Here is a 24,625-nt window from a genome sequence, read left to right as displayed (position 1 = left end):
GATAACAAACCCGCAGGGTCTCGCCTAAAAATCGCTGAAAACTGCATTGTCAACTTGTAATAGAAGGGTAAGGTTTATTCGAGTGAAGTTGTATTTTGGTTGTGCTTTCCATAGTTGTGCTCCGGTAGTATAGTCCGGCCAAGTATGCCGGCCTTTCGAGTCGGCGACCCGGGTCCAAATCCCGGCCGGAGCACTACACACTCAAATTCTGTTGCGGTAACTCCATTCTTTCTACACTCCGTATATCCGTAAACATCCACACCAACGTAACCGCCACTAAACCCGTGATGGCACATACGGCGAAGAGAACGTTAGTTGCAACAAAAGTCACAAGCACCCCGGACGCGATTATGCCGATGGGCGCTGCCGCAGTAGCCAATGACAAATTAACAGAGTTAACCCGACCCTGCATATCTAATGGAATAACCGTTTGGATAATAGTTGCCACTACCACGTTAACGATAGGAACACAGACAGCCGCCATCAAACTGGTCACAGCCATAAATAGGAAAAAACCTGTTGGCGCAAGGGCAAACAGCAGATACCCAAAGAAGATAGCGTAAAATGAAACAGCCATTACGAGGGCTTTTCTCTTAAAACCAACAATCATCGACATTATCAACCCGCCAGCAAGAATGCCGCCCTCGAAGGTTGCCTCTATCAACGCTAAATCAGAAACACTGCCGAAGTGATCAAATTTGATAAAGTAAGGCAGAAGCGTTGTTAGAGGCGTAATCAGCAAATTAAGCAGCATTGAAAGCAGTATTAGAGGCAAAAAGCCACGGTGGCTTTTTATGTGGACAAAACCCCGTTTGAAATCCGCCTTAAAGGAAGGATGAGTTGCGTTTGATTGGGCTACAGAGGGAATTTTTATTGCTAATAACGGGGCGATGGCGACTGCGAAGGTTGCGATGTCGACCCAAAGAATCTGGTTGAGGCTCCAAAATGACAACAGCAACGCCGCTAACACGGGACCGACCAAGTTTACTGTTCCCGAAAAGAAGAAGCTGAGTCCGTTTATGCGACTTAACTTGTCAACGGGAACCATTGAGGGGGTAACTGCGATGACTGCTGGAGAATGGAATGCTTGGCAGACGCCACGAACCGCAAGAATTACAAGGACACTCCAAACCGACGCCAACCCTAGCCAGAACAGAATGATAAGTGCAAATGTAGCTATTGCCTGTGCGGAGTCTGCAATTGCGATTAGGGCTTTGCGGTTCCATCGGTCGATGAGCACGCCAGCGAAGGGACTCAATAGTATAACAGGCATTAGACCCAGAAACGCCGCCAAGGAGAGGTAGATGCCGCTTTGCGTTTGGAGGGTTATCCACCATATGATGACAAATTGTACGATTGATGAACCTAGTGTAGAGGTTATTTGACCTGACCAAAATAGTAGGTAGTGGTTGAAAGTTTTGTTGGTTTGGTTTTGCATTTTTGTGTCTCCTTTTAGGGAAACGTTTAATTGGGAACTTCTTTTAAACATTCATTTAATAGGAGAACCGCGATGCAACCCAAAATCCAACTAGTCACCGACCCAAAGAAAGCAAAAGCCTTAGCCAGCGAAACCCGCATAAAAATCCTCCAAGACATCGCTACTCGACCCCAATCAATAAGCCAAATAGCCAGAACACTAAAGATAACACCAGTAGCAGTCCTATATCACATCAAAAAACTTGAAGCAGCAGGCTTCATCAAGTTAGCAAGCACCAAAGTTGTTAACAACAACTTGACTGAAAAATTCTATGAAGTAACAACCTCCTCTTACTTAGTGGCTCTTAGTACGGAGGATTTGCCTGTTAGAGGCCCTGTTCCACCCAAAAAACAAGCAACAAAGCAAATCCTTGGCGTAGGCGAGCCTGAAGTCGAGAAGCTCTTCAGCATACTTGGCTTGACTTATTCCGCTGAGGCTAAAGCGCAAGTATTCAAAGACACCATCGCACTTTTAGAGGCTGCCATTGAGGAAGCAGGAGTTGCATACAGAGATATTCTTGGCCAGATGAACCTTAAGCTCGCGCCGACAGACCGCCTCAAGATTGAATACGGCGCTCAGGCAGCTATCCCCATTACACTTGACAGGTTGTTGGATAAGCCAGAATCGTTGCAAAAGTTCCGCTCCATCATCCGATCAGTTCATCATCAGAACGAAAACTAATCGTCAACCGGTACTATCATTGAGATGTACCCAAGGTTAGAGGTAACTCGGCAGGTTTAGAGGTGAGGGGCAGTATGGGTTTTTTCGGGCGTACCATGCATGTTTTCTAGGTGGCGATCAAGCTGGCTGTGAGTTTTGAAGACTTTGCCGCATATCTCACACACGAGTTCTCCGTGTGGTACAGTATCAGTTGGTTCTTCAGGCACCGGCGGAGCTTTGGGATAAACAGAGCGATTGGGTAACGAGGCATTCTTTTCCATAGAGAAAACCTTCAAAGAAGAAACGTGCCTACTGACATCTAAACATATGTGGCTTCAGAAGGAGGCAACATAAAAAGGAAAAAAGAAGAAGAAGGGCTATGGGGATTGTTGTTTGCCACAGCTAGGGCAGAAGGTTACGCCAGACTGAATGGATGCTCCACAGTTGGAACAGAACCGTGCGGCAGATGCTGGTTGTTCTGTTGGGGGTGGCGGAGGGGGAGGGGGTGTGTAGCCGTATGGTTGTTGGCTATATTGTTGCTGTTGTCCAGTGGTTTTCATGGAGAAGAAGCCGATGGTTGCAAAGATCCAAGCGATGAAGATCAAGATGCCGCCTATCAAGATTATCGTTAAGATGGCACCCCAATACAGGAGTGTACCAGCGGTTTCAAAGGATTTTTCGCCAGTTTTTTGAGATAGCGCATTAAGTGATGTTCTTAGTCGTTTGGCAGCCATGACGTAGAATATGAAAGCGACCACCAGAGCTACAAAGAAACCTACGATACCAATGAGTCCAAGCCCTATAAGGAATATTGTTGCGAAGCTAGCAATACTGGCCCATAATAAGGCAACGGAGACAGCTAACACAATTGCAGCAATTATGTAGTAAATGAAACCTCTGAGAGCATTGCTATACATTGCTGGGTCTTGATAACTCTGCGAGAAGCCTTTGAATGCCATGAGCAGCAGGATTACGCCGACGAGGCTCAATACGCCAAGATAAGGAACAAAGGGAATTCCACCGATAATCAGTAGTATCGAACCGATCATAGCCATTGTTTTATTGGATTCTAAATTACTCATTTTAAGAATATCCTCAATAAAATGGCAGTAGTTTACAAATAAAAGCTTTTTCAAGCCTATGATTACTTCATCCATCCCCTGCTTAAATAAGAGGCAAGTTAGGGCTAAAAAGAACCAAAAAGTAACGATTGCTTTTTAGGAGTAACAGTAAATAAAACCGCAGCTTATAGGAAAAGGGGAGAAAAAGTCTTGAACAACACAGAATCAGCTTACAAGGAACTTTTAGCAAAAACCAAAGACGCCACGGTCCTTTCCACAGCGGAAGGCATCATACACTGGGATATGGAAACCATGATGCCACCCAAAGCGGTCGAGCAACGCAGCCAACAGCTTGCCCTGCTTAGCCGCATCCACCACCAATTAGCCACTGACCCCCAAATCGGGAAACTCTTAGACGCCATCCAAACCAGCAGCCAATACAAAGCAATGGGACAAACCCAGAAACGTAACCTCTACCTTATCAACAAAACCTACAAAGAACAAACCGCGCTACCTGAAAAACTGGTTTCCGACCTTGCCATGCAAGAAGCTGTAACTGTGAACAACTGGAAAAAGGCAAAAGCAAAAAAAGACTTCAACCTCTACAAAGCGGACCTCCAAAAACTTTTCGAACTCAGCCAAGAAGCGGCAGAAATTCTAATGAAGGTTAAAGGCGCCAAAACGCCATATGACGCTTTGATTGATAATTTTGAACCTAACATGTCAACCGAAAACATAACGGCTACGTTTAGGGAGTTGCTGGCTGGTTTGAAGCCTTTAATCGCCAAAATTGAAGCCTATCAAACTCAGCCTTCAAAAATACTAAGTCAGCATGTGCCCGTTGAAGAGCAGCGCAGAATTACTCAACTTATAACGCAGACGCTTGGCTATGACACCGCCTCAGCTGACGCGGCGGGAAGAGTTGATGAGACAGAGCATCCCTTCACCACAGGCTACTACAGTGACGTGCGCATAACCACCCATTACTACCCAGACAACTTTGCTAGCTCAATCTTTTCAGTACTTCACGAAAGCGGACACGCCCTATATGAGCAGCATCTAAACCCAGAATGGGAGTATCAACCCGTCGGCTCCACCTGCTCGTATGGCATCCATGAATCCCAATCGCGATTCTACGAAAACATGATTGGACGCTCCAAAGAGTTCTGGATGGCTTTTCTGCCTAAACTCAAAAAAGCCGCGCCAAGCCTCGCCAGATTAGAGTTAGACCCCTTTGTTGAGGCCATTAACAGGGTGGAACGTTCTAAAATCCGCATTGAAGCCGACGAAGTCACCTACAGTCTCCACATAATTATCCGCTTCGAGTTGGAACGTGACCTCTTCGCGGGCAAAATCACGGTGGATGAGTTACCGCAGGTTTGGAAAGAGAAATACGCCGAGTACTTGGGCGCCAAGGTTGAGGATGATGCGGAGGGGGTTATGCAGGATACACATTGGGCAAGCGGCTTGTATGGGTACTTCCCCAGTTACGCGTTAGGTAACATTTATGGGGGCCAAATAAGGGCTCAAATCAACAAAGACTGCCCTAACTGGCAAAACCAACTCGCAGAAGGCAACCTTGGGCCCGTTAACGATTGGCTAAAAGAAAACATTCACCTCAGAAGCGACCTCTATGACCCTCAAGAACTAATCAAGCTGGCGACAGGAAACAACTTGGATGCCAAGCCGTTTCTGCAATACTTAACCCAGAAGTACAGTTTGCTTTATGGGTTTTGAGCGGCGGCGGGTGTCTTGGTGAGTTCTTTATAGAGATAAATCAGGATGTAGGCGGCAATTGAGCCGATGAACATGTAGACGCCGGCGTAGCCCACCATTGCGTTGTAGACGTTGGCGCCGTAGAGGAAAAGCAGGAAACCGACTGCAAATATGGCGGCTAAGATCCAGTCAATCCTTGACATAACTGTTCCCCACGAGTTAGGCATTCAATGCGAGGCTTGAAATATAAAGATTTAGAGGATAAAAACGCTGCAAAACTTCAGCAAATCATAAACAGGAAAAAGGGAGGCGTCTCAAACCGCCTAAACATCTTTTGGACCTTATCCGAGAGTCTTAAATATCGGGGTAAGTTAACCAAAAACACCGAGGTTAATAGTTAATGTCGGGAACGGATTTTAGAAAGCCACAAAACAAAGAAGAATTCATAAAAATTTTAACAGAAGCCGCAAAAAAAGAGGTTTGTTCGAAAGGCAAACCAACAAAACCGACAGTTATTGGAACAGCAAAAAAGATGGATATTCACAGAGACACACTTTATTCTTGGCTAAAAGAGTATAATGTCGATTTCAAAGAAATCATCGATAATATGCCGACAATCGATGACGCCGCGCCCGTTAACAGTGAACCAGCATTCTTCATCGGTGAATCACTGGTTGGAGAAGGAAACGAAGTTGCGCACATTGACCTTATGATAGGCGACAAAAATGGCCCCATAGGTCAAGCATTCGCAAATGGCATGACCAGCCTATCCGCAGGTCACACGCCATTACTTGCAGTCATCAGACCAAACCTACCGCCTAAACCCCACACGCTCATCGTCCCCAAAGTCACCATCAAAAACATGGAAGACACGGGCAAAATATTTGGTCCTGCTCAAGCTGCAGTTGCAAAAGCCATCGCTGACTCCGCCGAGGAAGGCGTCATTCCAGTTGACAAACTTGACGAATGGGTTATCGTATGCAGCGTATTTATTCACCCTCAAGCAACCGATTACCGCAAAATCTACCAATATAACTATGGCGCAACCAAAATGGCGCTTCAACGTGCGCTCAATCAGTACCCCTCCTTGGACAAAATCATTTACGATAAAGACCGCGCCAAGCACCCCATCATGGGCTTTAAAGTTCCAAGATTATGGAGACCACCCTACCTCCAGATTGCACTGGATGCACCCTCACTTGAAGGAGCAAAGAAGGTCATAGAGCAACTGCCGGGCAGCGACCGCATCATCATTGAAGTCGGAACACCACTCATCAAACGCTACGGCACACGAGTAATTAGCGAACTTAGACAAGTAGCCAAAGACAAATTTATAATCGCAGACCTCAAAACCCTCGACGTAGGCAAAGTGGAAGCTGACATCGCCTACGAAGATACCGCAGACGCCGTTGTCGCAGCGGGTTTAGCGCCCCCCGAAACGCTGGATGCAACCGTCCAAGAAGCCAAACGCTTAGGCATCTACCCGGTCATCGACATGCTTAACGTTGAAGATGTTTTAGCTAAACTAAAATCGCTCAAAGAGTTGCCAGACATCGTCATCTTACACCGCGGAATTGACCAAGAAACTGGCAGAAGCTGCGGACTTGAACGCATCCAGATGATTCGCAAAGCCTTCCCCAACAAGAAACTCCTCATCGCAGTTGCAGGCGGCATCGTCCCTGAAACAGCCAAAGAAGCCCTCGAGCAAGGAGCAGACATCCTAATCGTCGGCAGATACGTGACACAATCCAAAGATGTCGAGCGGTCAGTACGCGACTTCCTTGAGCTCACGCCCAGCATGCGTGAAGACATCGACCTCTACAGAGTCCACACCGAATAAACTAAAGGGAGCAAAAAAGCTCCAAACTTCTTTTTTTGCGTTATCTACAGATTTTTATCACGAGGAACGCGACTAAAAAGAGAACAGCAGTAATTATGAAGATTGGAACATAAACGAATTGGTTTGGAAGATAGGTAAAGCTGTAAGCAAGGAAAGGTCCTAAAAACGCGCCTACTGCGCTACCTAAACCGACCATTCCATCAAAGAGACCAGCTTTTCCTTCAGGAATAATTTCCATCGAAAGGGCAAGCATCATGATATAGTACATAGCGTATACGAAGCCTAAACCGACTAGCAAAACACACGTTAAGGTAGTTGGCGCAATAGCGAAAGAAACTACGCCGACAAGAGCAAAAACTAAAAGGCTACGAAGGAGGATAAAGCGGGGCATCTGCTTTCTTATGTTAATAGATCTTGCCTGTCTGCGAATAAGGAAGTAACCAACCGTTGCGCCAACAGAATTCAGGATGTAGGCTAAATACACATATTGAGCTTGCCCGCCGAATAATCCTTTGAGGTAAATAGGTAAAGGAGTGAAGAACAGGCTAGAAGCAAGGGAAAACAGAACTATCGCAACAGCAAATCCAACAAAGCTGTCCTGTTTTAGGGATCCATCCCAACGCAATCCATCCATCATTCTACTTGAGCATTCAACGCCGCGGCAGGTAAAGTCGATTTTTCTTTCAATACCGACGAGGCGTCTTTCAAAAATCATCAGTGGATCGGCAATCAAAGCCACAGCCAACACCAAGGAAACTACACTTAAACCGCTGCAGATATAGAGGGCGTAGTTGGCTAAAACAGAGAAAGCAACGCTTGAAGCGAACATGAACATGCCGATAGCTAAGCCTATGATGAAGCCGATTTCGGTAAGGCCCTCATAGAAGCCAAAGGCGCGTTCCCAGTCGCTACGACTATAGTTTTCTGTGACAAGCACATTTTTTGGAGACTCATGGGCTACATGGAGCATTTGCATCATAACATAGAGGACAACAAATACGATTAGGTTCTGAGCAAAGGGCAAAGTCATCAGGAAAAGAATTATTGCTATTGAAAGGAAAGACAGCAGAATGAAGGCTTTGTAGTGGCGCGTTTTATCGCAAAGGTAACCCCAAATAAACGATGCGGGAATCGAACAGAAAATGGCTATCGAGGTCATTACACCTAAAGCTAGGAGGGGTCCGCCTAGCAGGCTGGTATTTTGGAAAGTCACCACATATAGCGGTATGAAGACTGTTAGTAAACCAAAGGCCATGTCGTGAAAGAAGAACCCTAGCCGCCACATAGCTCAGAGAGCACTCGGAGGTCAGATTAAAACATTTACCCACTCAATTATTAGTTTACAGAAATTAGGTCTCTGCCACGCAAGATAACATTGAATTTGATTAGATAAGTTTGAACCAAAAGCACAGAAACACCCATCAGCCCCCTGCGGATTTATCAACCACTAAAAAGAAAGTACCTCCTGCAAAATGATAACTATCTTGAAGTTTTCGTTTGACTTAAAATCACGCTTCTGGAAGGCAGTTTCAAATAAATTGTAGCCTCAACGGGATAAATACTTAATAGAGAGACCCTCCAACTTCATATCTCCGCTGGAGAGTTAATCAGTAAATGGCAAAATTCAAAGTCATAGTTTCCGACCCACAAGCAGGAACATCCAAAGTAGTTGAACTCGAAGAAGCACGCGCAACCCCGTTCATAGGCAGAAAACTAAACGAAACCTTAGACGGCGCAGTGGTCGATTTACCAGCACACAAAGTGCAGATTTTAGGTGGCTCCGACAAAGACGGCGTCCCCATGAGAGGAAACGTTCATGGCGGTGTACGCAGAGCTGTGGTTTTAAGCGGCGGAGCAGGATTTAACCCCCACAGAAAAGGCGAACGAAGACGCAAAACCGTCCGAGGCGACACAATCACCGACGAAATCGTGCAGATAAACATGAAAATCGTCGAACGCCCAGCAGGCGCGAAACCCATCGAATCGGCAAAGTCGCAATAATTCCTGCCAAGTTTAAGAGTTAAACCTTATAAACTCCCATCCTTAATTCATCCTTTACTAACTCGTATTTACTGAAAAGAAGAAGAAAATTATGAGTAACGCACCAAAAGCTCTGCCGAAACAGCCCGAAGTCAACATTGGAACCATCGGTCATGTTGACCACGGAAAAACAACCCTTGTACAAGCTTTAACTGGAACTTGGGCGTCTAGGCACAGCGAAGAACTCAAACGAGGCATCACAATCAAACTCGGCTACGCGGACATGCCAATTTTCAAATGCCCCAAATGCCCACAGCCAAAAAACTACACCAACAAACCTGTCTGTGATAACTGCAACTCACCCGCAGAATTTGTCCGCGCTATAAGCTTTGTTGACGCACCCGGACACGAAGCGTTGATGGCTACAATGCTTTCAGGCGCAGCAATCATGGACGGCGCAATCCTCGTTATAGCCGCAGATGAACCCTGCCCTCAACCCCAAACGCGCGAACACCTCGCAGCGGCAGAAGTCAGCGGCATAAAAAACATGATTATCGTACAAAACAAAATCGACATCGTCGACGAAAAAAGGGCATTGGAAAGCTACAAAGAAATCAAAGCGTTCGTAAAAGGCACGGTCGCTGAAAACGCACCCATCATTCCTGTTTCAGCCCAACGAGGAATAAACATCGACGTGCTTCTAGACGCCATAGAGACTATCATCCCTACGCCCAAACATGACCCCACCAAACAGCCCCTAATGTACATCATCCGCTCCTTTGATGTTAACAAACCAGGAACAAGCATCGAAGACTTAGAAGGCGGCATCTTAGGCGGCACAATTGCACAAGGCAAATTTGAAGTAGGCGAAGAAATCGAAATCCGCCCAGGCATCATGGCAGAACGTGAAGGCAAAGTAGTCTATGACCCACTAATCAGCGAAATCGTCAGCCTCCAAGCAGGACAACAAGACGTCAAAGAAGCCACCAGCGGCGGATTAGTCGGCATCGGAACTCTTCTAGACCCATCCTACTCCAAAGCAGACGGCTTAACAGGCAGCATCGCAGGCAAAACAGGCATGCTACCACCCACAACAACAGAACTCACATTGGAAACTCATGTTTTAGAACGCGCTGTAGGCACAAAAGAACTCCTCAAAGTCGAAAAAATCAACCCAGACGAAGCATTACTACTCCACATAGGCGCAGCCGTCAACATAGGCAAAGTCATCTCTATCAAACAAAACATCATAAAAGTGAAACTAACCCGACCAATCTGTGCCCTACCAGACTCCAGAGTAGCAATAAGCAGAAAAATAACTGCCCGCTGGCGCCTTATCGGATACGGCTTGGTAAAGTAGCGGTTATTCTTTTATTATTCCCTTGTTTTTTAGGAATTCATGTGCTCTAATCAGCACAACTTTTGCATTTTTAAAAGTTAATTTCTGTAGAGCCTGCTGATAATCAAGCCAGACAAAGCCCACATGCTCAAAGCTAATGGTAACATCTCCAGTTTGAGATTCCATAATAAAAAAGACAACTTCTTTATGCACAGTTAAACCTTGGCGCCGATAAAAATAGGCTATGGATTCTCGGAAGCCCTCAACAAATTGGGCCTCGGTTATGGCGGTTTCTTCTCGGAGTTCACGGGTGACGGTTTGCTTTTCCGATTCGTTGACTTCTACGTTGCCTTTAACGAAGTCCCAGTGCCCCGCGGCGTAATTTAGCAAAAGATACTTTGTTGTTTCATCAGCCTTTTTAAGGTAAACAACTGCGCCACAGGATTTCTCGCGAAGCACTGTACTCACCATTGGCTGAATTCATAGATTCAAGATATTTAAAGTAATACTAAATCAGGGCAGCACTTATCGTCGTGGTCTTAGGGAAACGTTTAAGCCCTCAAAGTACGTTAAGAAGTCAGGAGCCCTGTCAAGTGTCGGCTTCAACCACTAAAAAAACGCCACTAAAAGTGATTTTAGACTCAAACGCCTTCTTTGTGCCCTTAAAATTCAAAATAGACATCTTTGAGGAGCTCAAACAATTGCTTAACCGAAATGTGGAGTATGTTTTGCTCTCTCCAGTTAAACATGAATTGGAGTTGCTCACCCAAAAAGAAGAACCAAAACTGCAAAGAGAAGCAGGTTTAGCGTTGCGGTTTGCAGAGAAATGTCAACTCGTCCCGGTTGAAGATTGTAAGGAAGCTACGGATGATGTTATTGTTCGAGTGGCAAAAAAATGGAATTCACCGGTTTTCACAAACGATAGAATCTTAAAGAAGAGGCTAAGAGATATAAGTGTGCCAGTGATTTATGTGAGACAAAAATCGCGTCTTGACATAGACGGGTTGATATCGTAGATGTTCAAACTGATTACTCTTCAAGATACTATCCGCATCCCACCCGAGACCTTCGGTAACCCACTCGAGAAAGTGGGCCGCGAACAAGTTAAACAGAAATACGAGGGCGTCGTGGATGAGGAATTGGGCTATGTTATTGCAGTTACAGGAATAGAGGTTAGCCCTATCGGAAAAATCATCCCCGGTGACGGCGCAACCTACCACAAAGTTACCTTTTCACTATTAACATTCTATCCAATAATCCAAGAAGTCGTCGAAGGCGACGTAGTTGAAATCGCAGATTTCGGCGCATTCGTCCGCATCGGACCCGTCGATGCCTTACTTCACGTATCACAACTTATGGATGACTACATCAGCTATGACGAAAAACAAGGCGTCCTGTTAGGCAAAGAAACTAAACGTAAACTCACCACAGGCGACCAAGTGCGCGTTCGCATAACCGCCGTCTCTTTGGGTCGGGCAGGCAGCAGCGGCAAAATCGGCGTCACCGCAAGACAACCCTTCTTGGGCAAACTCGAGTGGCTCAGGATGGATCAAGCTAAAGATGCAGCTGGCGAAAAGAAGCCTGAAACAGGAGCAGAATAGGGGTAAAAACTGTGAGCGAAAAAGCATGCACTAATTGTCATTTTATAACAAAAGAAAATGTTTGCCCCAAATGTCGGTCAACAAGTTTTAGCGAAGACTACAGTGGTTTAGTGGTTATGTTTGACCCTGAACACTCCGCCGTCGCTAAAGCCATGGGCATCAAAGAAAAGGGCCGATACGCACTCAAAGTCCGCTAAACCTTTTGGGTTTTCTGCGGCAGTTTCTTATCTTAGATAACCCTTCATCTTTTGTCAGGCTCCAGCCATGAATATAGTTTACACGCTTACCCCTCAGTTACGCATTTTCCTTAAGGAACCCTTCGGCAGCCTAATTGAAGGCACCCCCGACCAAACAATGGCTAAACTAAAAGAGCAAATCAACAAAGAAAAGCCACCGATGGTCATATCCGTCGGGGATGTTGTTTCAAAAAACCTCCACACCTACGGGATGCATCCGCAGCTAACGGTTATTGATCATATTTCTTTGCGGAGCAAAAAACCTTTGCCGTTAGAGCCCCACGGGGAGAGAACCGTTAACGTGAAGAATCCACAGGGAACCATTACAGAGGAAGCCATAGAAGCCATCCAAGAAACTCTCACCAAGGGTGACCACACGCACATTGTGGTGGATGGCGAAGAAGACCTCCTGACGCTTGTTGCTGTTTTGTATGCTCCTCAAAACGCGTTTGTAGTTTATGGGCAGCCGCATGTTGGCGTAGTGGTGGTTAGGGCATCGTTTGAAAAGAAAGCTCAGGTAGAAGGGTTACTAAAAGGCATGAAACCCGCGAAAAGCTAAATAAGAAGATTATTGTATGAACTTACGCCTCAAGTGAACATTAATGCAAATCAAAATAGAATCAACCAAAGATAATCCGCTTCTCAAACGGAAAGAAGTAGGCTTCACTATCATTCAGGGTCCAAAAGAGAAAACTCCGCAGCGGTTGGAAGTCAAAAAAGCCGTAGCCACAGAGATGAAAATCGGCGACGAAGTGGTGTTTGTGAAACGTATGCGCACCAAAACTGGAACCAACATCACTGAGGGAACCGCTAACGTATATCAATCAGTCGCTCAAGCTAAACTGGTTGAACCTGAATACATCCGCAAACGGAACAATCCACAAAAACCCAAAGAAGAGGAGAATGCATAATGGCACCTAAACCAGCCGCAGACGCAAAACCCGCTGAAAAAGCCAAATCAGAAAAGAAAGGTAAAGGCGGAGAAAAAGGCATCAAAGCCATGTACAAAGTTGATGGCGAAAAATTTACACGTGCTCGACCAACCTGCGAACGTTGCGGACCAGGCTACTTCATGGCAGACCACCATGACCGATACACCTGTGGCCACTGTGGATTTACTCGCTACAAGCAGAAATAAGCAGTTTTAAATCTCCCCTCTGCACTTATTCTTTTTTGAACCAACATGCTTAGAGTTAACGTTATAATTTCAAGTATATCGGCTGAACGCTTCTGGGATATCCGCAAGCCTGTACCGCCCATTCAAATTAACACCAACATTAACGTGGTGGGCATGGAGAAGAAGCAAGACGAAAACTTGGAGGTACCATTCGTTTTATCAATCATGTATAATCCCTCGATTGCACAGATGACAATCAAAGGCAACGCATATGTAACCGGCGAAAAAAACGAGTTAGAAAAAGTCCTCAAAGATTATGAACAAAAAAAGCCGCCAGCACAAATAATCATCCAATCCATATCCAACGTTGTCTTCATTGAATCAGTACTCATTTCAAGAACGTTGAATGTGCCGCCTGCAATTCCGTTGCCACAGATTCCTGAAGCAGGCAAACCGCCAAGCTCAAAACCTGTAGGCAGAGACTACAGCGCATAACCCCAATTCTTGGGGCAACCCACATTTTTAGTTGCAAGGTTTCTGTGCCGCTAATCCCAAGGGTACTTTTGTTTTTTTTGAGGGTACACAAAAGATGGTCAGGTATGACGAAAAGTTAATTAAAAAAAAATAAAGGGGGGAGGGATTGTTTTTTTGCTGGTTTATGGCCGTTTTCTTAGCATCATCATTACTAATGCGCCAACAATGGCGATTGCGATGATGATTGCTACTGTTGAGATTGCGAAGTAGGTTTCTGTGGGTGGTAGGTTAGCTGCGGGGACGGGTGAAGCTGTTGCTGGTGCTTCGGCTACTGATAGGTAGGTTGTGTCTGAGGATGACCCGTACGATTTGGAGCCTGCAAATGTTGCAATGATTTGGTAGTTGCCGGGGACTTCAGGGTTGAAGGGTAGAGCGTATTTGCCATTTAGGTCGGTGGTGACTGTGCCTATGTCGTAGTAGTTGCCGTTGGGGTCAATGGTGGCTAAGGTGACTTCGACGCCTGTTCCGTCGGTTGGGTAGGGTTGCTGCATGAAGAGGTATTCCATCCATGCACTCATGGTCTCATCAGAGACAGCGGGGGTGCCTTGGAGTGTGAAGTCTACCTGGTCGTTGGTGTTGCGTCTGCCAGTGGTTGTTTGGTCTGTGACGGTGCCAGTGATCATTACGCCTGTGCCTAGTGTTGGGATGATTTGGGGTGCGTCAACTGTGGTTGCGCTTGGACCCATGCCGTAGCAGTAGATTTGGTTGTCCATGCTATTGCCAGCGACTAGTCGTCCATCTGCGATTGCTACACCGCCGCCAAAGTCTAAGATGTCCCAGATTACTGTTCCATCTGTGGCGTTGAGGCAGGTTAGGTTAGGACCACGGTAGAGCGGAATGGTGTAGGAGTGTTCCCAAGTTGTTGTGTAGATTTTGTCGCCTGAGACTGCACTTATCTGAATGGGGTAGTTACCGTAGGGTGATTCGTCACCGATGCTTTGCCAGTTGTGGACCCACTCGACATTGCCAGTTTGGATATCAAAAGCAGTCATTTTGCCTGCATATCCACCGTAGAGGATTAGTTTTCCGTCTATGACTATTTGGTCTTGGCCGTAGAAGTTGTATTGGTTATCGGCTGAGTAGGTTTCATTGGTTGACCAGAGTTCTTGGCCTGAGCCTAAGTCGAAGACCCATGTCTTTAGCTGCTTTGTTTCGCCGAATGTGAATACGCCATCTTCTGGATATACGCCGGTCATGCTGAAGCCGCCTGTGAACATGGCTGCCAGAGTGATGTTTTTGTCTAGGTCAACGAATGGCGGTGTGAAGGTTGTTTTCCAAAGTTGGGAGCCTCTGTTTGAGGGTTCTAGGCTGATACCCATCAACCATCCTTGAGTAACTCCGTTCTTGGTATTTGAGCCAGCGGTTCCAACAATCATTATTTCATCTTGGCGAATAGCTTGGATTGAGCCGCCTGATATGTTGGGTATTGAGAAGTTCTGCGAGTAGAAGAGGTTACCGTTGTGAACGATGTCGTAGTTCATGGGCATTGAAACAAAGAAGTTACCAGTACCGAAGTATGGGTTTTCTGCACCGAAGTCGCCGCCTGCGGGTCGCCATTGCCAATAGCCTGTTCCTGTTTCGCTAGCAACCATTGTGCCTGCTGAAGAATTCCAGACGGTACAGTAATACTTTGGATTTGTGGAATTTCCAAGATTAACTGCATTGTAGTAGAGATAACTGCCGTCTTTGCCGTAAACCTGTGTTCCAGAAGAAGAGACGTTAGCAATGTAGCAAACGGTGTTTAATGTGTGTGCATCAACCATTCTCCAAACAGTGCCTGAGGTTATGGGTGTTTGGCTTCTATTCACCACATAGGGGTTTCCTACTTTGTATACGCTGAGGTCAGAGACTCTTTGACTGGCATTGGATAAGGTTACGATTTGTGGTAATGTAGCTGGTGTGCCGCCTCCAAAGAAGCCGCCGCCGGTACCGGTGTCCCATAGATAGGCAAATTCGCCATGTTGGTTGGGTGATTCGTATTGGTAGACTGAGCCCATGCTTGGCGCGTTTTGAGAACGATTAAGGTATAGTGTTTCACCTGTGTATAGGTCGATTACTTCCCAACCTTTCGTTCCTGTGTGTGTCATGTAGGGAGACCAGTGGATTTTGCCATCAAGAATTACGTTTGGAGAGAATTGTACACCTTGATAGTGAGCTGTCGCAAAAGCGCTGTCGCCGAAGCGTTCATCCGCTATACCGCCAATATAGAAGGGTTTCGACCATAGAATGTGGGAAGATTCAGGTGCCGTACCGTAGGCATATGTCTCTATGTTGCCGCCTGCGCTGCCTAGTGGCCACACATCTGCTGCGCTACCTAGCCAGTTGCCTGCAAGAGGGTACCATTCTCTGGATGCGCCACTGATTGGGCGGGTCCAGTAATCGCTGGGAAGAGGTGACTCAACCCATTTCGTTGGGGCGTCTTCAACAACTAGGAAGGTTGTGATTGGGCTTACAGCTGCGCTGTAGATGTAGTGGTCGCCTGCGTGGAAAGTGCTTCCACCAGAGACTAAGTCCACTTTTAGTTCTTTGTCAGTTTCAGGGAAGATTGCTTGTACTTTGTATGTGCCTAACTTTTCAGGGGTATACTGGACGTAGTTGGCGCCGACGGAGTCGCTGTAGGGCATCTCGATTATTTGTGTTTCGTTGTCAGGGTCCCAGACTTGTACTTTCATGCCATACCATCCGGCTCTGCCAGAGGGAGAATTAACCACGTGGCTAATTTCTCCAGTGTCCGGAGGCATTTCGGCTGTCCAAGCGACGATCAACATAGTTGCGCCAACTTGGGTGCCGCTTGCGGGAGCGCTAGTTGCAACGTAGATCCAAGTGTTGTAGTGATTGGTAGCTGCATCAACTGCTGGTGCCATGAAGACTGAAGAGAGCATTAGTGCTGCTGCTATTAGGGCGATTAAAGTAGATTTGTTCTTTCTGTTTTTATTTATCATTTTTTCAGTTTCCTTAATTTTTACCGAAACAAAGCCCCTAAGGTAAGGGCTTGTTCGGTAGAATTGCCTTATAGGATAAGTTGTTATTTATAGGTGTGTAACAAGTGGCGCTTACTACTAGCATTTTTTTAAAAAATCTTCAAAAACATATAAATGATTAGACAAATAATAAAAAAAACTAATTTTTTAACGTCCAACAATAACACAAAAAGGAGCGCTTGAGCGCTTTATATAAGGGAAGGGGGATCACTGAAAGCTATACACCAGGCATACTCAATTAAAACAAAGTAACCAAAAACTACCGTATACAAAAGCATCAACAAACATAAGAAAAGAAAGAAGAAAAAAAGGTTTACTTCAGAGGCACATACATCGAAGAACGAGATGCACCAATACCGGGCGTTCCATGACGCACTGGTTTGTTGGTTATGGCAAATTCGCCGAGGTAATGACCAATCATGTCGGGTTTTATGTCAATTGCGACGAATTCTTTGCCGTTGTGCACACTGATCTTTGAGCCAACCATTTCCGGCAGAACAATCAGGTCTCGGACGTGGGTTTTTATCCCCGCTTCTTTGCCCTGTTTTTGTGATTCTTTAGCTTCACGGAGTTTCTCTAACAGTATACGCTGTTCAGGGGTTAATCCGCGTTGCAGACTTCTGCGTTGTCGTGACGGGAGGAGGTTGATGAATTCATCCATAGACATACCTGACAAACTGGCAAGGCTGTGTCCACGGTAGCTAAATTCTTTGAGGGGCATCTTTCATCTACACCTAACTTTTTTCCTTAACATTTAAGTTTTATCATCTAATGGCACGTTTCTTTTTCTGTCCTGGACCGCGAGCAGCGATTAAGCCGACTTTCTGTCCTGGAGGAGCACCGTGCGATGTTGTTGTGGTTCTGCGTGCGCTACGTTTGCTGCTACCATAGGGGTGAACAGCAGGGACCATTTTGCGACCGCTAGTACGTGGGTACTTGTGACCTTTGGCTTTCATGAGATGGAATTTCTCGCCTGCTTTAAGGAACGGTTTCTCAATGCGTCCAGAAGCAGAAATTACACCCACAGTGGCCAAACAATAATCGTCAACGTAACGTGTTCTGCGTGAAGGTAAACGAATCATAGTGCCTTGAGGTGTATGGCCGACAACAGTGGCGTATGCACCAGAAGACCGAGCCATCTTGCCTCCGTCGCCGGGGCGAAGTTCAAGGTCGCACACTAAGGTGCCTTCAGGCATTTTACCAAGCGGTAAGATGTTGCCGATTTCTGCGGGAGCTTTTCCGCCGTAGACGATTTGTTGACCGGCATATACGCCTTCTGGAGTAATGCTGTAAACAGATAAGCCATTTTCAAATTCGATCAGTGAAAGCGGGGCACCGCGGCCAGGGTCATGGACCAAGTCAACGATGACGCCGACTAATTCGGCTTCAAAGCTTTCTTTTGGAGCAATAGCTGGATATTTGGCTGGAGCAACACGTTTGTGAGTTGAGGCGCGGAAGTTACGACCACCACGACCCCTTCTTTGAACACGAATACGTTTTCCCATAAGTCATGCCTTCGTTATGTTTAGAGTATTCCTAATTTGATTGCGACATCTGAAGCTTTGTATTCAGGGGTAAGCTTCACGAACGCTTTCTTTACGCCTTGCGGAGTAATGAGTACGTTGATTTTTTTGACTTTAACTTCGTAGAGCAATTCGACGGCGCGTTTAATGTCTTCTTTGCCTGCTTTTAGGCTGACAACAAAGATGAGTTTGTTGTCTCGCTCAACCATTAAACTTGCGGATTCAGTCATCAGTGGGTATGAGATTATTTCATCAATGTTCATTATGCTGATTCTCCATAGAGGGTGTTTAGTTTTTCGATAGCGCCATTAGTCCAAACGGTTAATCTGCCGGGGTGAGTGCCTGGAGCCAACATTTCAGTGTTTAGGTTAGAGACTGTTGTCACTTCAACGCCTGGAACGTTGCTTGCGGCGTTTACTAAAGGTGTGTCGTCCGCTACCACGATGAGTGGACCGACGGCTTGCTTCATTTTTCTGCCGCGGTGTTTGCCTTTGCCTGCACGTATGTTGCGGCTGTCTTTGACGCGTGTAACATCATCGGATAAGCCGAGGTTTGCGAATGCGTCTTCGACTTCTTTAGCTTTAGTTAAAGCTGCAAATGCGTCTGCGACCACTAAGGGCAAGGCAACTACTTTGTCGATTTTGTGACCACGTAGAGCAACGGTTTCTTTTTGTGCGGTTGCTGCAATAGCGGAGGTTAAGGCTAATTTGGCTTCTTTTTTGGGTATGTTTTTGACTATGATTTTTTCTGCACGAGGCGGATGAGGCTGGCGACCTTTAACGGTGCTAGGGGCGAATCCTGCGCGTCCGCTTCCACCCTTAACACGGGGAACTCTTGCAATTCCGCTACCTGTACCACGTGATTCCGCGGTGGTTTTCTTGCCTGCCATTGGATCTCGTCCTTGGGGTTGGATCCTGCTAGATTGTATTGCTAAGACGGCACGTTTGATAACGTCGGGTCTTAACGGGGTAGAGAAAACATCTGGCAAAGTAATTTTTCCTGTTGCTTTGCCTTGTAAATCGTAGATTTCTGCGGTTTGTGCCATTTCTATTCAACCTATTTTCCTTGAGTGGATTCTAGTGAGACATAAGTTACTTGTGGAGCAGCTTCAGGGGCTTCGGTGGGTGGACGTGCGGGTACGCGGAGGCGAATTTGGCGTTTTTCAGTGCCAGGAATGCTACCGTCGATAATGATGTAGGGTCCGGTCACTTCGCCATAACGGACGAAGCCGCCTTTAACGGTAACTTCTTTGCCGTTTTTGCCGATTTTGAGGATACGTTTGTTAAATTCGACGCGTTGGTGATAACCCATCTGACCAGAGCGTGCAACGCTGTACATCAAGTGGTGGGGGTTCCATGGACCGAGCGTGGCGATGCCGCGTTTGGTTTTTCGACCTTTGTGCTGGAGTTTAGTAACGCCCCAACGTTTCACTGGACCTTGGATGCCTTTTCCTACGGTGACGCCGGCAATGTCGACGTATTGACCGTCTTTGAAGACTTCTTCAGGGGTAACGGTTTTGCCCAAAAGCTGTTTTGCATATTCGATTTGTTGCTGGATTGTTCCGCCGCCGATTTGGATTTCCCAAGTGTCTGGCTTCTTCTTTGAAAGCTTAGTCTGGGAGGGTTGAGTAGCAGCGATAACTCGGACTATATTGGTTTGTTCAATGTTTTGCTGTAATTTTTCAAGCATCGCATCGGTGTCAAAGTTTTCTGGCAAAACCAAGAGTCGATCCAGTATTGCTGGGGGATCTTTCATCCAGGCTTCGGTTATGTTTTTGAGTCCGTATGGAGTTTTAGAGTAAGTTCTTACGCCGCAAACAAGGATTGGCGGCGTTTCAAGTATTGTTGCTGCCCGCATGACTTCTTTCCCAAAGTTAGGGGAACGTTTGTGGTCTTCGATAGTGAAGACGTAGGTCATACCTGCCTTGTAGGCTGAGTAAGCAAGTAGCCTAGGAGATTCTGACGTAATTTCTGGCCAGTATCGTATCCGCGCTGTTGGTTTCTTAGCGCGGTGCCTAGGTAAATAAGCTAGTGAACCATGTCTTGGAGCGTGTACTTTACGATGTCCCATTGATCATCCGCTTCGCGCCTTTCTCAAATAGTATAAGAGGTTATAAACGTTGCCGTCAAAAACGCAAAAGGCATGACAACCTGTTGAAAAAACCATCATCGAATTTCAGGACCTGAAGCACCCTAGATGCACCCTTAAACGATACGCTATCGTTTGCAACACTAAACAACACGCTTGCATAAATAAGTAACATAATTTCAATCTCGGGGAGCTGAGTCAACAGATCAAGCATGTTTTAATGGATAATTCCGCCCTTGTTTAAACCATAAATAGGCACTGGGAATTCCAGACGCGTTCTCAGTTGACGGCAAATATTTCAAAGTTTTCTTTATCTTGGGTGGACTGAAAACTCTAATAGTTAGCGAGGCAAATCATATGGCTGTGTGCCGGGGTGGCGGAGTGGTTATCGCGCCAGCCTCGAGATCAAACAATGGGGCGCCAGATCAAAAATGGCAAGATAGCTGGTGGGCTTCGGCTCGCAGGGGTTCGAATCCCTTCCCCGGCGCCAAAAATTTCTGCTTTTGACTATTTGCCATGTTTATTTCAATAATTTTAATATCCAAAATTTAACAAAGCAAAAAACAATCAAGGAAGCATAGAGCAATGAACACTAGCGATAATTCGACAAAAGCAAAAGACTATCTAAATACCCTTTGCAGCGTGACACCGAACAGACGAGTTGGTTCGCCGGGGAACCGTGCTGCAACAGACTTTTTTGCGCAGAAAGTGAGTTCTTGGGGCTATTTAGTCGATGCTACGCCCTTTAAGTGCTTAGATTACGAAAGCAAAGAGCCATCGTTAACCTACAAGGACAGGCCCTTTGCGGTCAAGATTAGCCCGTATTCTTTAGGTTGCGATGCAAACGCCGAATTGGTGGTTGCGTCAACAATAACCGAACTAGAAACATGCGATTGCCACGGTAAAATTCTGCTCATAAAAGATGAAATCTGCGCCGAGCAATTAATGCCCAAAAACTTTGTATTTTACAACCCCGACCACCATAAAAGAATATACGCTCTACTTGAAGAGAAACAACCCAAAGCAATTATTACTGCAACAAGCAAAAAGCCACAGATGGTAGGCAACATCTACCCTTTTCCATTAATAAACGACGGAGACTTTGACATCCCCTCTCTCTATTGCACCGACATAGTTGGAGAAGAAATAGCGACTAAAGCAGGGAAACCGTTTGAGTTGAGAGTAGAAGCTAAACGTATTCCGACGACAGCATGCAATGTTATAGCTTCCAAGAACCCCAAGGCTAATAAGAAAATTATAATTTGCGCCCACATAGACGCAGTCGAGGATAGCCCTGGCGCGTCAGATAACGCTTCAGGTGTTGCTGTTTTGATGCTTGTGGCAGAGTTGTTAAAAGACTACGCGGATAAGTTGGGCATCGAAATAATTGCCTTCAACGGAGAGGACCATTATAGCGTCGCAGGACAAATGGATTACCTGAACCGATACAGCGGCAGCTTGAATCAGATTTGTGTAGCTATAAATATAGATGATGTTGGTTACTTCAAGGGTAAAACGGCATACTCCTTCTATGAATGTTCAGGGGAGACTTGCAAAAAAGCACAAACGGCATTCAACAAGTTTGGAGGTTTGCTGGAGGGAGAACAGTGGTATCAAGGTGATCACATGATTTTTGCACAAAAACAAATACCAACAATAGCACTGACTGCGGAAAGGGTACAGGAATTAATGGCAACCATAACGCATTCTCCAAGAGACCGCCCCGAAATAATTGACTACAATAAGCTTGTTGAGGTAGCTAAAGCACTGAAAAGTTTAGTCATCTCTTTCTAGAAACACATTTCTTTTGCAGCTAAGTTGTTGTTGATTTGCTCAGGACTTCACCCTGTTCCCAGTAGTACCCGTAGAGATCTTTAGCCGACTTCATGAAATGGGGGTCACTGCCAAAGAAAGCGATTATGTCAAGATTGCCTTCCACACGCGTCAACCCACCATCGGCTCCTTTTTAGTAATCATGAGGTTATTGTAGAAGAATTCGTGCATCGCCAACAAGGTGCATCAAGTGAAGGGGATTGAGCGCGTAAGTGTAGGTGTAGCCTCTCACGCATGTTCTTATGCAGACGTTGCAGGTTTCTGCTCTCTTGACGTGTTCTTGGTAGAGTCCGCTTGAAAAATAGTCACTAAAGGACCCTTGATTGAGGTCGTAGGTGTGGTCGTAGGTGCAGCTAAAAATTTTGTTGTCAGCCGACACGTAAACAAACATCTTTGGAAACTCACATTTCCAAGGCCGCCCCTCCACAAAATGCTTCAACACAGGTTCGGTCTCCATCAACGGATAACCGTCTCTTTTTAGTTGCAAAAGTAAATTGTAGAATGTCTGAAGCTGCGTTGCAGTCAGACCAAAGTCTTCCACGGGTGTTGAAGTTCTGCCATTTTCGAAGCTAAGCTGAACGGTGGGCTCTACGGAATTGTAAGAAATGCCCACGCCCAAATCTTTAGCCAACTTTGCCATAGGTTCAACAGCATCAAAGTTTAGGGAACTAATCGTAGTCACCAACACGACTTTGGTGTGACCAATTTTTCTGATTTCTTCAATTCCCGTCATTACTTCTTTAAATGACCCTGACCTGCCGCGGATGAAGTCGTGATATGGGTTAAAATAGTCCAGCGAAACAAAAGCAAAGTCGACGTTTCGCAGGGATTCTGCCTTTGATGCCAGCAAGGAGCCGTTCGTGTTAATGGTTGTCAAAAAACCCTTGGCCTTCGCATAATCGACGATTGCGCCGATGTCGCTTCGCACGGTGGGTTCTCCGCCGAATAGGTAGTAGCCGCGCATGCCAAAATTGTAGGCATCATCAAGCAGCCTAAAAACACGCGGGGTGGATAAATCCTCGTTTTTCCTCTTTGACATCCGCCAGTAGGTGCAGGTTTTGCATTTCGAGTTACAGGCATAAGTGATTGCATGCGCCAAAAAGAAGGGCTTATGAAACCAAAGCCGAGATTTCACCAAAGAGAGAGCTGCCCCAAAAAATCTAGAGGCATCGCTGACCTCCCGAGAATTAGCCGCAAGGCCAATTTGGACAGAGTTTGACACTTTCAAACCCCCTAACGCTCTTAATGGAGGAATTTGAGGTAAAATTTCGGATTGGATCGAATTTCTTCCCGCACTGCTTTAAGCGCGGTTGCACGTGAAGCAAGAGAAGTTTCTCGAAAACAGTTAATGAAACAAGACTTTTCACAACCGCATGCGGTTTCAGTACAGCAATTTTTAAGGTCTTGACAATCTCGCAGATTGAAGATTTTTTGTCGCATGTAACAGGGAAAAACATTGAGGTCACAATCAATCACCAGCGAGGTTCGTCCCGCCTTGCAAGGGTAACGTATGGGCAACCCATCATGAGCACTCAACACATCTCGCAGATAACCGGAAACGGTTGCCACATCAGAGCCAAGAAGCTTCATGTCTAAAACTTTGGCAACCATGTTTCGGAGGTTTGTTTGGGTTTGAAGATGCGAACGGCAGAGGTTACCTCCAACAGTGAATGTTCCGTTGTTCGAGGAAGCAAAAGGGTAGGATAAGGCAAATGAGACGCCTAATTCGTCGTTAACGTAATGTATAATGCGTTCAATATCGGTTACTGTCCAGGCGGGGTTAAGAAAAGTTATTGCGTAAAGGTTCAGTCCAGCTTTTTTCGCTGCATGAATTGTTTCTTTAGCTTGTTTTGATATTCCAGAGACATGCTTTGCCTCGTCCCAGAGGCTTTCGTCGTAGTGGTCCACAGAAACCGACAAAACATCCAAGTCCTTACGGATAGCCATCAAAGTTTCATGGCTAATTGTGCCGTTAGACGTTATCGAAGTCACCATACCCTTCTTCTTTGCATACGCCAAAACCTCAGCTAAATGAGGATACAACCCAGTCTCGCCCCCCGTGAAGTAGGCAAAGGAAAAACCGTTTTTTGCCAGCACGTCAACCGCAAAGGTCGCGTCGTCAAGGGGCAAGTCAACGGGTTTTGAAGCCCAAATATTGCATCTATCCAAGCACTTTGCATTGCATCGGGTGGTAACTTGGATGAATGCAAATTTTAGTTCCCCATAATTTCTAAGGAAACGTGAAAAAACGTTTGCTACCACTGTAGCCTTCAAAACCTCACCTCAAAAAAATATTTGCGGTTTGATAAAATAACTGGTCCAGAACCATGCTCTGCATCTGTTTAATGTTGTCTCTTAATGATAAGTTTTTTTCATATCAGTGCACAATCAGTTGCCAGAACAGCATAAATACAAGCCTTTTCCCGAATGTTTAGTTCAAACGATAAATAATGTAATTAAAAATATTGCATCTTTAATTTAAAGAAAAATATTTTTAAGGAATACCCAGCTAATCAGTATTGTAGGCGATATTCTCTTTTTCAAAAAATCCCTTGTCAGCGATGGAGACGTTTTATTGAATATCCACATGGTGACCGCTTTTTTTGAGCACCCCCAAGAGTCAGAGGCAGGGTTTCCAT

The 24,625-nt window shown here is 45.8% G+C and carries 28 protein-coding genes and 2 tRNA genes; 15 read left to right on the top strand and 15 right to left on the bottom strand.

The window, feature by feature from the left end; translation table 11 throughout:
• Positions 1-118 precede the first annotated feature (118 nt).
• A tRNA-Glu gene (locus NWE92_00925) sits at positions 119-193 on the top strand.
• Here the strand turns inward: NWE92_00925 and NWE92_00920 are convergent.
• The gene (locus tag NWE92_00920) at positions 194-1,438 is read right to left on the bottom strand and encodes an MFS transporter (protein ID MCW4028198.1); all 1,245 of its coding nucleotides are present in this window, start codon (positions 1,436-1,438) and stop codon (positions 194-196) included. It lies immediately after the preceding tRNA gene.
• 72 nt (positions 1,439-1,510) lie between these two features.
• On the opposite strand from NWE92_00920, the gene NWE92_00915 reads away from it, so the two are divergent.
• The gene (locus NWE92_00915) at positions 1,511-2,158 is read left to right on the top strand and encodes a winged helix-turn-helix domain-containing protein (GenBank protein ID MCW4028197.1); all 648 of its coding nucleotides are present in this window, start codon (positions 1,511-1,513) and stop codon (positions 2,156-2,158) included.
• A gap of 56 nt (positions 2,159-2,214) precedes the next feature.
• On the opposite strand, the gene NWE92_00910 is transcribed toward NWE92_00915, so the two are convergent.
• Together NWE92_00910 and NWE92_00905 are read right to left on the bottom strand one after the other, a co-directional pair.
• Entirely contained in the window at positions 2,215-2,418 is a 204-nt protein-coding gene (locus tag NWE92_00910) for a MucR family transcriptional regulator (protein MCW4028196.1), read from the bottom strand.
• 96 nt (positions 2,419-2,514) lie between these two features.
• Positions 2,515-3,219, bottom strand: coding sequence for a DUF996 domain-containing protein (locus tag NWE92_00905; GenBank protein MCW4028195.1), 705 nt, complete (start codon positions 3,217-3,219; stop codon positions 2,515-2,517).
• 189 nt (positions 3,220-3,408) lie between these two features.
• Here NWE92_00905 and NWE92_00900 point away from each other — a divergent pair, with 189 nt between their 5' ends.
• On the top strand, positions 3,409-4,935 hold the full coding sequence (locus NWE92_00900) for a carboxypeptidase M32 (protein ID MCW4028194.1): 1,527 nt from the start codon (positions 3,409-3,411) through the stop codon (positions 4,933-4,935).
• On the opposite strand, the gene NWE92_00895 is transcribed toward NWE92_00900, so the two are convergent.
• Positions 4,923-5,117, bottom strand: a complete 195-nt coding sequence (locus NWE92_00895) for a hypothetical protein (GenBank protein MCW4028193.1) — start codon at positions 5,115-5,117, stop codon at positions 4,923-4,925. The two genes, NWE92_00900 and NWE92_00895, sit on opposite strands and share 13 nt — an antisense overlap.
• Before the next feature lie 404 nt (positions 5,118-5,521).
• Here NWE92_00895 and NWE92_00890 point away from each other — a divergent pair, with 404 nt between their 5' ends.
• Complete coding sequence (locus NWE92_00890) at positions 5,522-6,754, top strand: bifunctional 5,6,7,8-tetrahydromethanopterin hydro-lyase/3-hexulose-6-phosphate synthase (protein ID MCW4028192.1); 1,233 nt, start codon at positions 5,522-5,524, stop codon at positions 6,752-6,754.
• 40 nt (positions 6,755-6,794) lie between these two features.
• Here NWE92_00890 and NWE92_00885 read toward each other — a convergent pair whose 3' ends face one another.
• The gene (locus NWE92_00885) at positions 6,795-8,039 is read right to left on the bottom strand and encodes an MFS transporter (GenBank protein MCW4028191.1); all 1,245 of its coding nucleotides are present in this window, start codon (positions 8,037-8,039) and stop codon (positions 6,795-6,797) included.
• A gap of 329 nt (positions 8,040-8,368) precedes the next feature.
• On the opposite strand from NWE92_00885, the gene NWE92_00880 reads away from it, so the two are divergent.
• A complete protein-coding gene (locus NWE92_00880; protein ID MCW4028190.1) occupies positions 8,369-8,755 on the top strand; it encodes a 30S ribosomal protein S6e in 387 nt (128 codons plus the stop codon).
• A 91-nt stretch (positions 8,756-8,846) separates the two neighbouring features.
• Positions 8,847-10,094: a translation initiation factor IF-2 subunit gamma gene (locus tag NWE92_00875; GenBank protein MCW4028189.1), complete on the top strand. Its 1,248-nt coding sequence runs from the start codon at positions 8,847-8,849 to the stop codon at positions 10,092-10,094.
• A gap of 3 nt (positions 10,095-10,097) precedes the next feature.
• Here the strand turns inward: NWE92_00875 and NWE92_00870 are convergent, their stop codons facing one another.
• Positions 10,098-10,532 (bottom strand): NUDIX domain-containing protein, encoded by a 435-nt coding sequence (locus NWE92_00870; GenBank protein MCW4028188.1) that lies wholly within the window; start codon positions 10,530-10,532, stop codon positions 10,098-10,100.
• Positions 10,533-10,666: 134 nt separating this feature from the next.
• Here NWE92_00870 and NWE92_00865 point away from each other — a divergent pair, with 134 nt between their 5' ends.
• From NWE92_00865 to NWE92_00835, 7 genes are all read left to right on the top strand, one after another.
• Complete coding sequence (locus NWE92_00865; GenBank protein ID MCW4028187.1) at positions 10,667-11,089, top strand: DNA-binding protein; 423 nt, start codon at positions 10,667-10,669, stop codon at positions 11,087-11,089.
• A complete protein-coding gene (locus NWE92_00860; GenBank protein MCW4028186.1) occupies positions 11,090-11,674 on the top strand; it encodes a DNA-directed RNA polymerase in 585 nt (194 codons plus the stop codon).
• Positions 11,675-11,685: 11 nt separating this feature from the next.
• Positions 11,686-11,871 (top strand): DNA-directed RNA polymerase, subunit E'', encoded by a 186-nt coding sequence (locus NWE92_00855; protein ID MCW4028185.1) that lies wholly within the window; start codon positions 11,686-11,688, stop codon positions 11,869-11,871.
• A gap of 67 nt (positions 11,872-11,938) precedes the next feature.
• Entirely contained in the window at positions 11,939-12,469 is a 531-nt protein-coding gene (locus NWE92_00850; GenBank protein ID MCW4028184.1) for a GTP-dependent dephospho-CoA kinase family protein, read from the top strand.
• 43 nt (positions 12,470-12,512) lie between these two features.
• Positions 12,513-12,821 (top strand): hypothetical protein, encoded by a 309-nt coding sequence (locus NWE92_00845; protein ID MCW4028183.1) that lies wholly within the window; start codon positions 12,513-12,515, stop codon positions 12,819-12,821.
• 89 nt (positions 12,822-12,910) lie between these two features.
• On the top strand, positions 12,911-13,048 hold the full coding sequence (locus NWE92_00840) for a 30S ribosomal protein S27ae (protein MCW4028182.1): 138 nt from the start codon (positions 12,911-12,913) through the stop codon (positions 13,046-13,048).
• 45 nt (positions 13,049-13,093) lie between these two features.
• Positions 13,094-13,522: a hypothetical protein gene (locus NWE92_00835; protein ID MCW4028181.1), complete on the top strand. Its 429-nt coding sequence runs from the start codon at positions 13,094-13,096 to the stop codon at positions 13,520-13,522.
• A 161-nt stretch (positions 13,523-13,683) separates the two neighbouring features.
• On the opposite strand, the gene NWE92_00830 is transcribed toward NWE92_00835, so the two are convergent.
• From NWE92_00830 to NWE92_00805, 6 genes are all read right to left on the bottom strand, one after another.
• Positions 13,684-16,503 (bottom strand): PQQ-binding-like beta-propeller repeat protein, encoded by a 2,820-nt coding sequence (locus NWE92_00830; protein MCW4028180.1) that lies wholly within the window; start codon positions 16,501-16,503, stop codon positions 13,684-13,686.
• A 352-nt stretch (positions 16,504-16,855) separates the two neighbouring features.
• Complete coding sequence (locus NWE92_00825) at positions 16,856-17,263, bottom strand: 30S ribosomal protein S19 (GenBank protein MCW4028179.1); 408 nt, start codon at positions 17,261-17,263, stop codon at positions 16,856-16,858.
• Between the two features lie 43 nt (positions 17,264-17,306).
• Positions 17,307-18,047, bottom strand: a complete 741-nt coding sequence (locus NWE92_00820; GenBank protein ID MCW4028178.1) for a 50S ribosomal protein L2 — start codon at positions 18,045-18,047, stop codon at positions 17,307-17,309.
• 20 nt (positions 18,048-18,067) lie between these two features.
• A complete protein-coding gene (locus NWE92_00815) occupies positions 18,068-18,328 on the bottom strand; it encodes a 50S ribosomal protein L23 (protein MCW4028177.1) in 261 nt (86 codons plus the stop codon).
• Positions 18,328-19,110 (bottom strand): 50S ribosomal protein L4, encoded by a 783-nt coding sequence (gene rpl4p / locus NWE92_00810; GenBank protein ID MCW4028176.1) that lies wholly within the window; start codon positions 19,108-19,110, stop codon positions 18,328-18,330. Before rpl4p ends, NWE92_00815 begins: the two co-directional genes overlap by 1 nt.
• An 11-nt stretch (positions 19,111-19,121) precedes the next feature.
• Complete coding sequence (locus tag NWE92_00805; GenBank protein ID MCW4028175.1) at positions 19,122-20,135, bottom strand: 50S ribosomal protein L3; 1,014 nt, start codon at positions 20,133-20,135, stop codon at positions 19,122-19,124.
• A 385-nt stretch (positions 20,136-20,520) separates the two neighbouring features.
• Here NWE92_00805 and NWE92_00800 point away from each other — a divergent pair.
• Both NWE92_00800 and NWE92_00795 read left to right on the top strand, forming a co-directional pair.
• Positions 20,521-20,643, top strand: a tRNA-Ser gene (locus NWE92_00800).
• Between the two features lie 152 nt (positions 20,644-20,795).
• Positions 20,796-21,947 (top strand): M28 family peptidase, encoded by a 1,152-nt coding sequence (locus NWE92_00795; protein MCW4028174.1) that lies wholly within the window; start codon positions 20,796-20,798, stop codon positions 21,945-21,947.
• A gap of 19 nt (positions 21,948-21,966) precedes the next feature.
• Here the strand turns inward: NWE92_00795 and NWE92_00790 are convergent, their stop codons facing one another.
• The 3 genes from NWE92_00790 to NWE92_00780 all read right to left on the bottom strand — a co-directional run bounded on the left by NWE92_00790 (position 21,967) and on the right by NWE92_00780 (position 24,260).
• Positions 21,967-22,101, bottom strand: a complete 135-nt coding sequence (locus NWE92_00790; GenBank protein ID MCW4028173.1) for a hypothetical protein — start codon at positions 22,099-22,101, stop codon at positions 21,967-21,969.
• Positions 22,102-22,134: 33 nt separating this feature from the next.
• On the bottom strand, positions 22,135-23,121 hold the full coding sequence (locus tag NWE92_00785; GenBank protein ID MCW4028172.1) for a radical SAM protein: 987 nt from the start codon (positions 23,119-23,121) through the stop codon (positions 22,135-22,137).
• Between the two features lie 107 nt (positions 23,122-23,228).
• Positions 23,229-24,260, bottom strand: coding sequence for a radical SAM protein (locus NWE92_00780; protein ID MCW4028171.1), 1,032 nt, complete (start codon positions 24,258-24,260; stop codon positions 23,229-23,231).
• Positions 24,261-24,625: the final 365 nt, after the last annotated feature.

This window comes from Candidatus Bathyarchaeota archaeon (genome assembly GCA_026014745.1).
In the GTDB taxonomy this organism is placed as follows: Archaea; Thermoproteota; Bathyarchaeia; order Bathyarchaeales; family Bathycorpusculaceae; genus Bathycorpusculum.
This window is presented reverse-complemented; position numbering and strand designations above follow the sequence as displayed.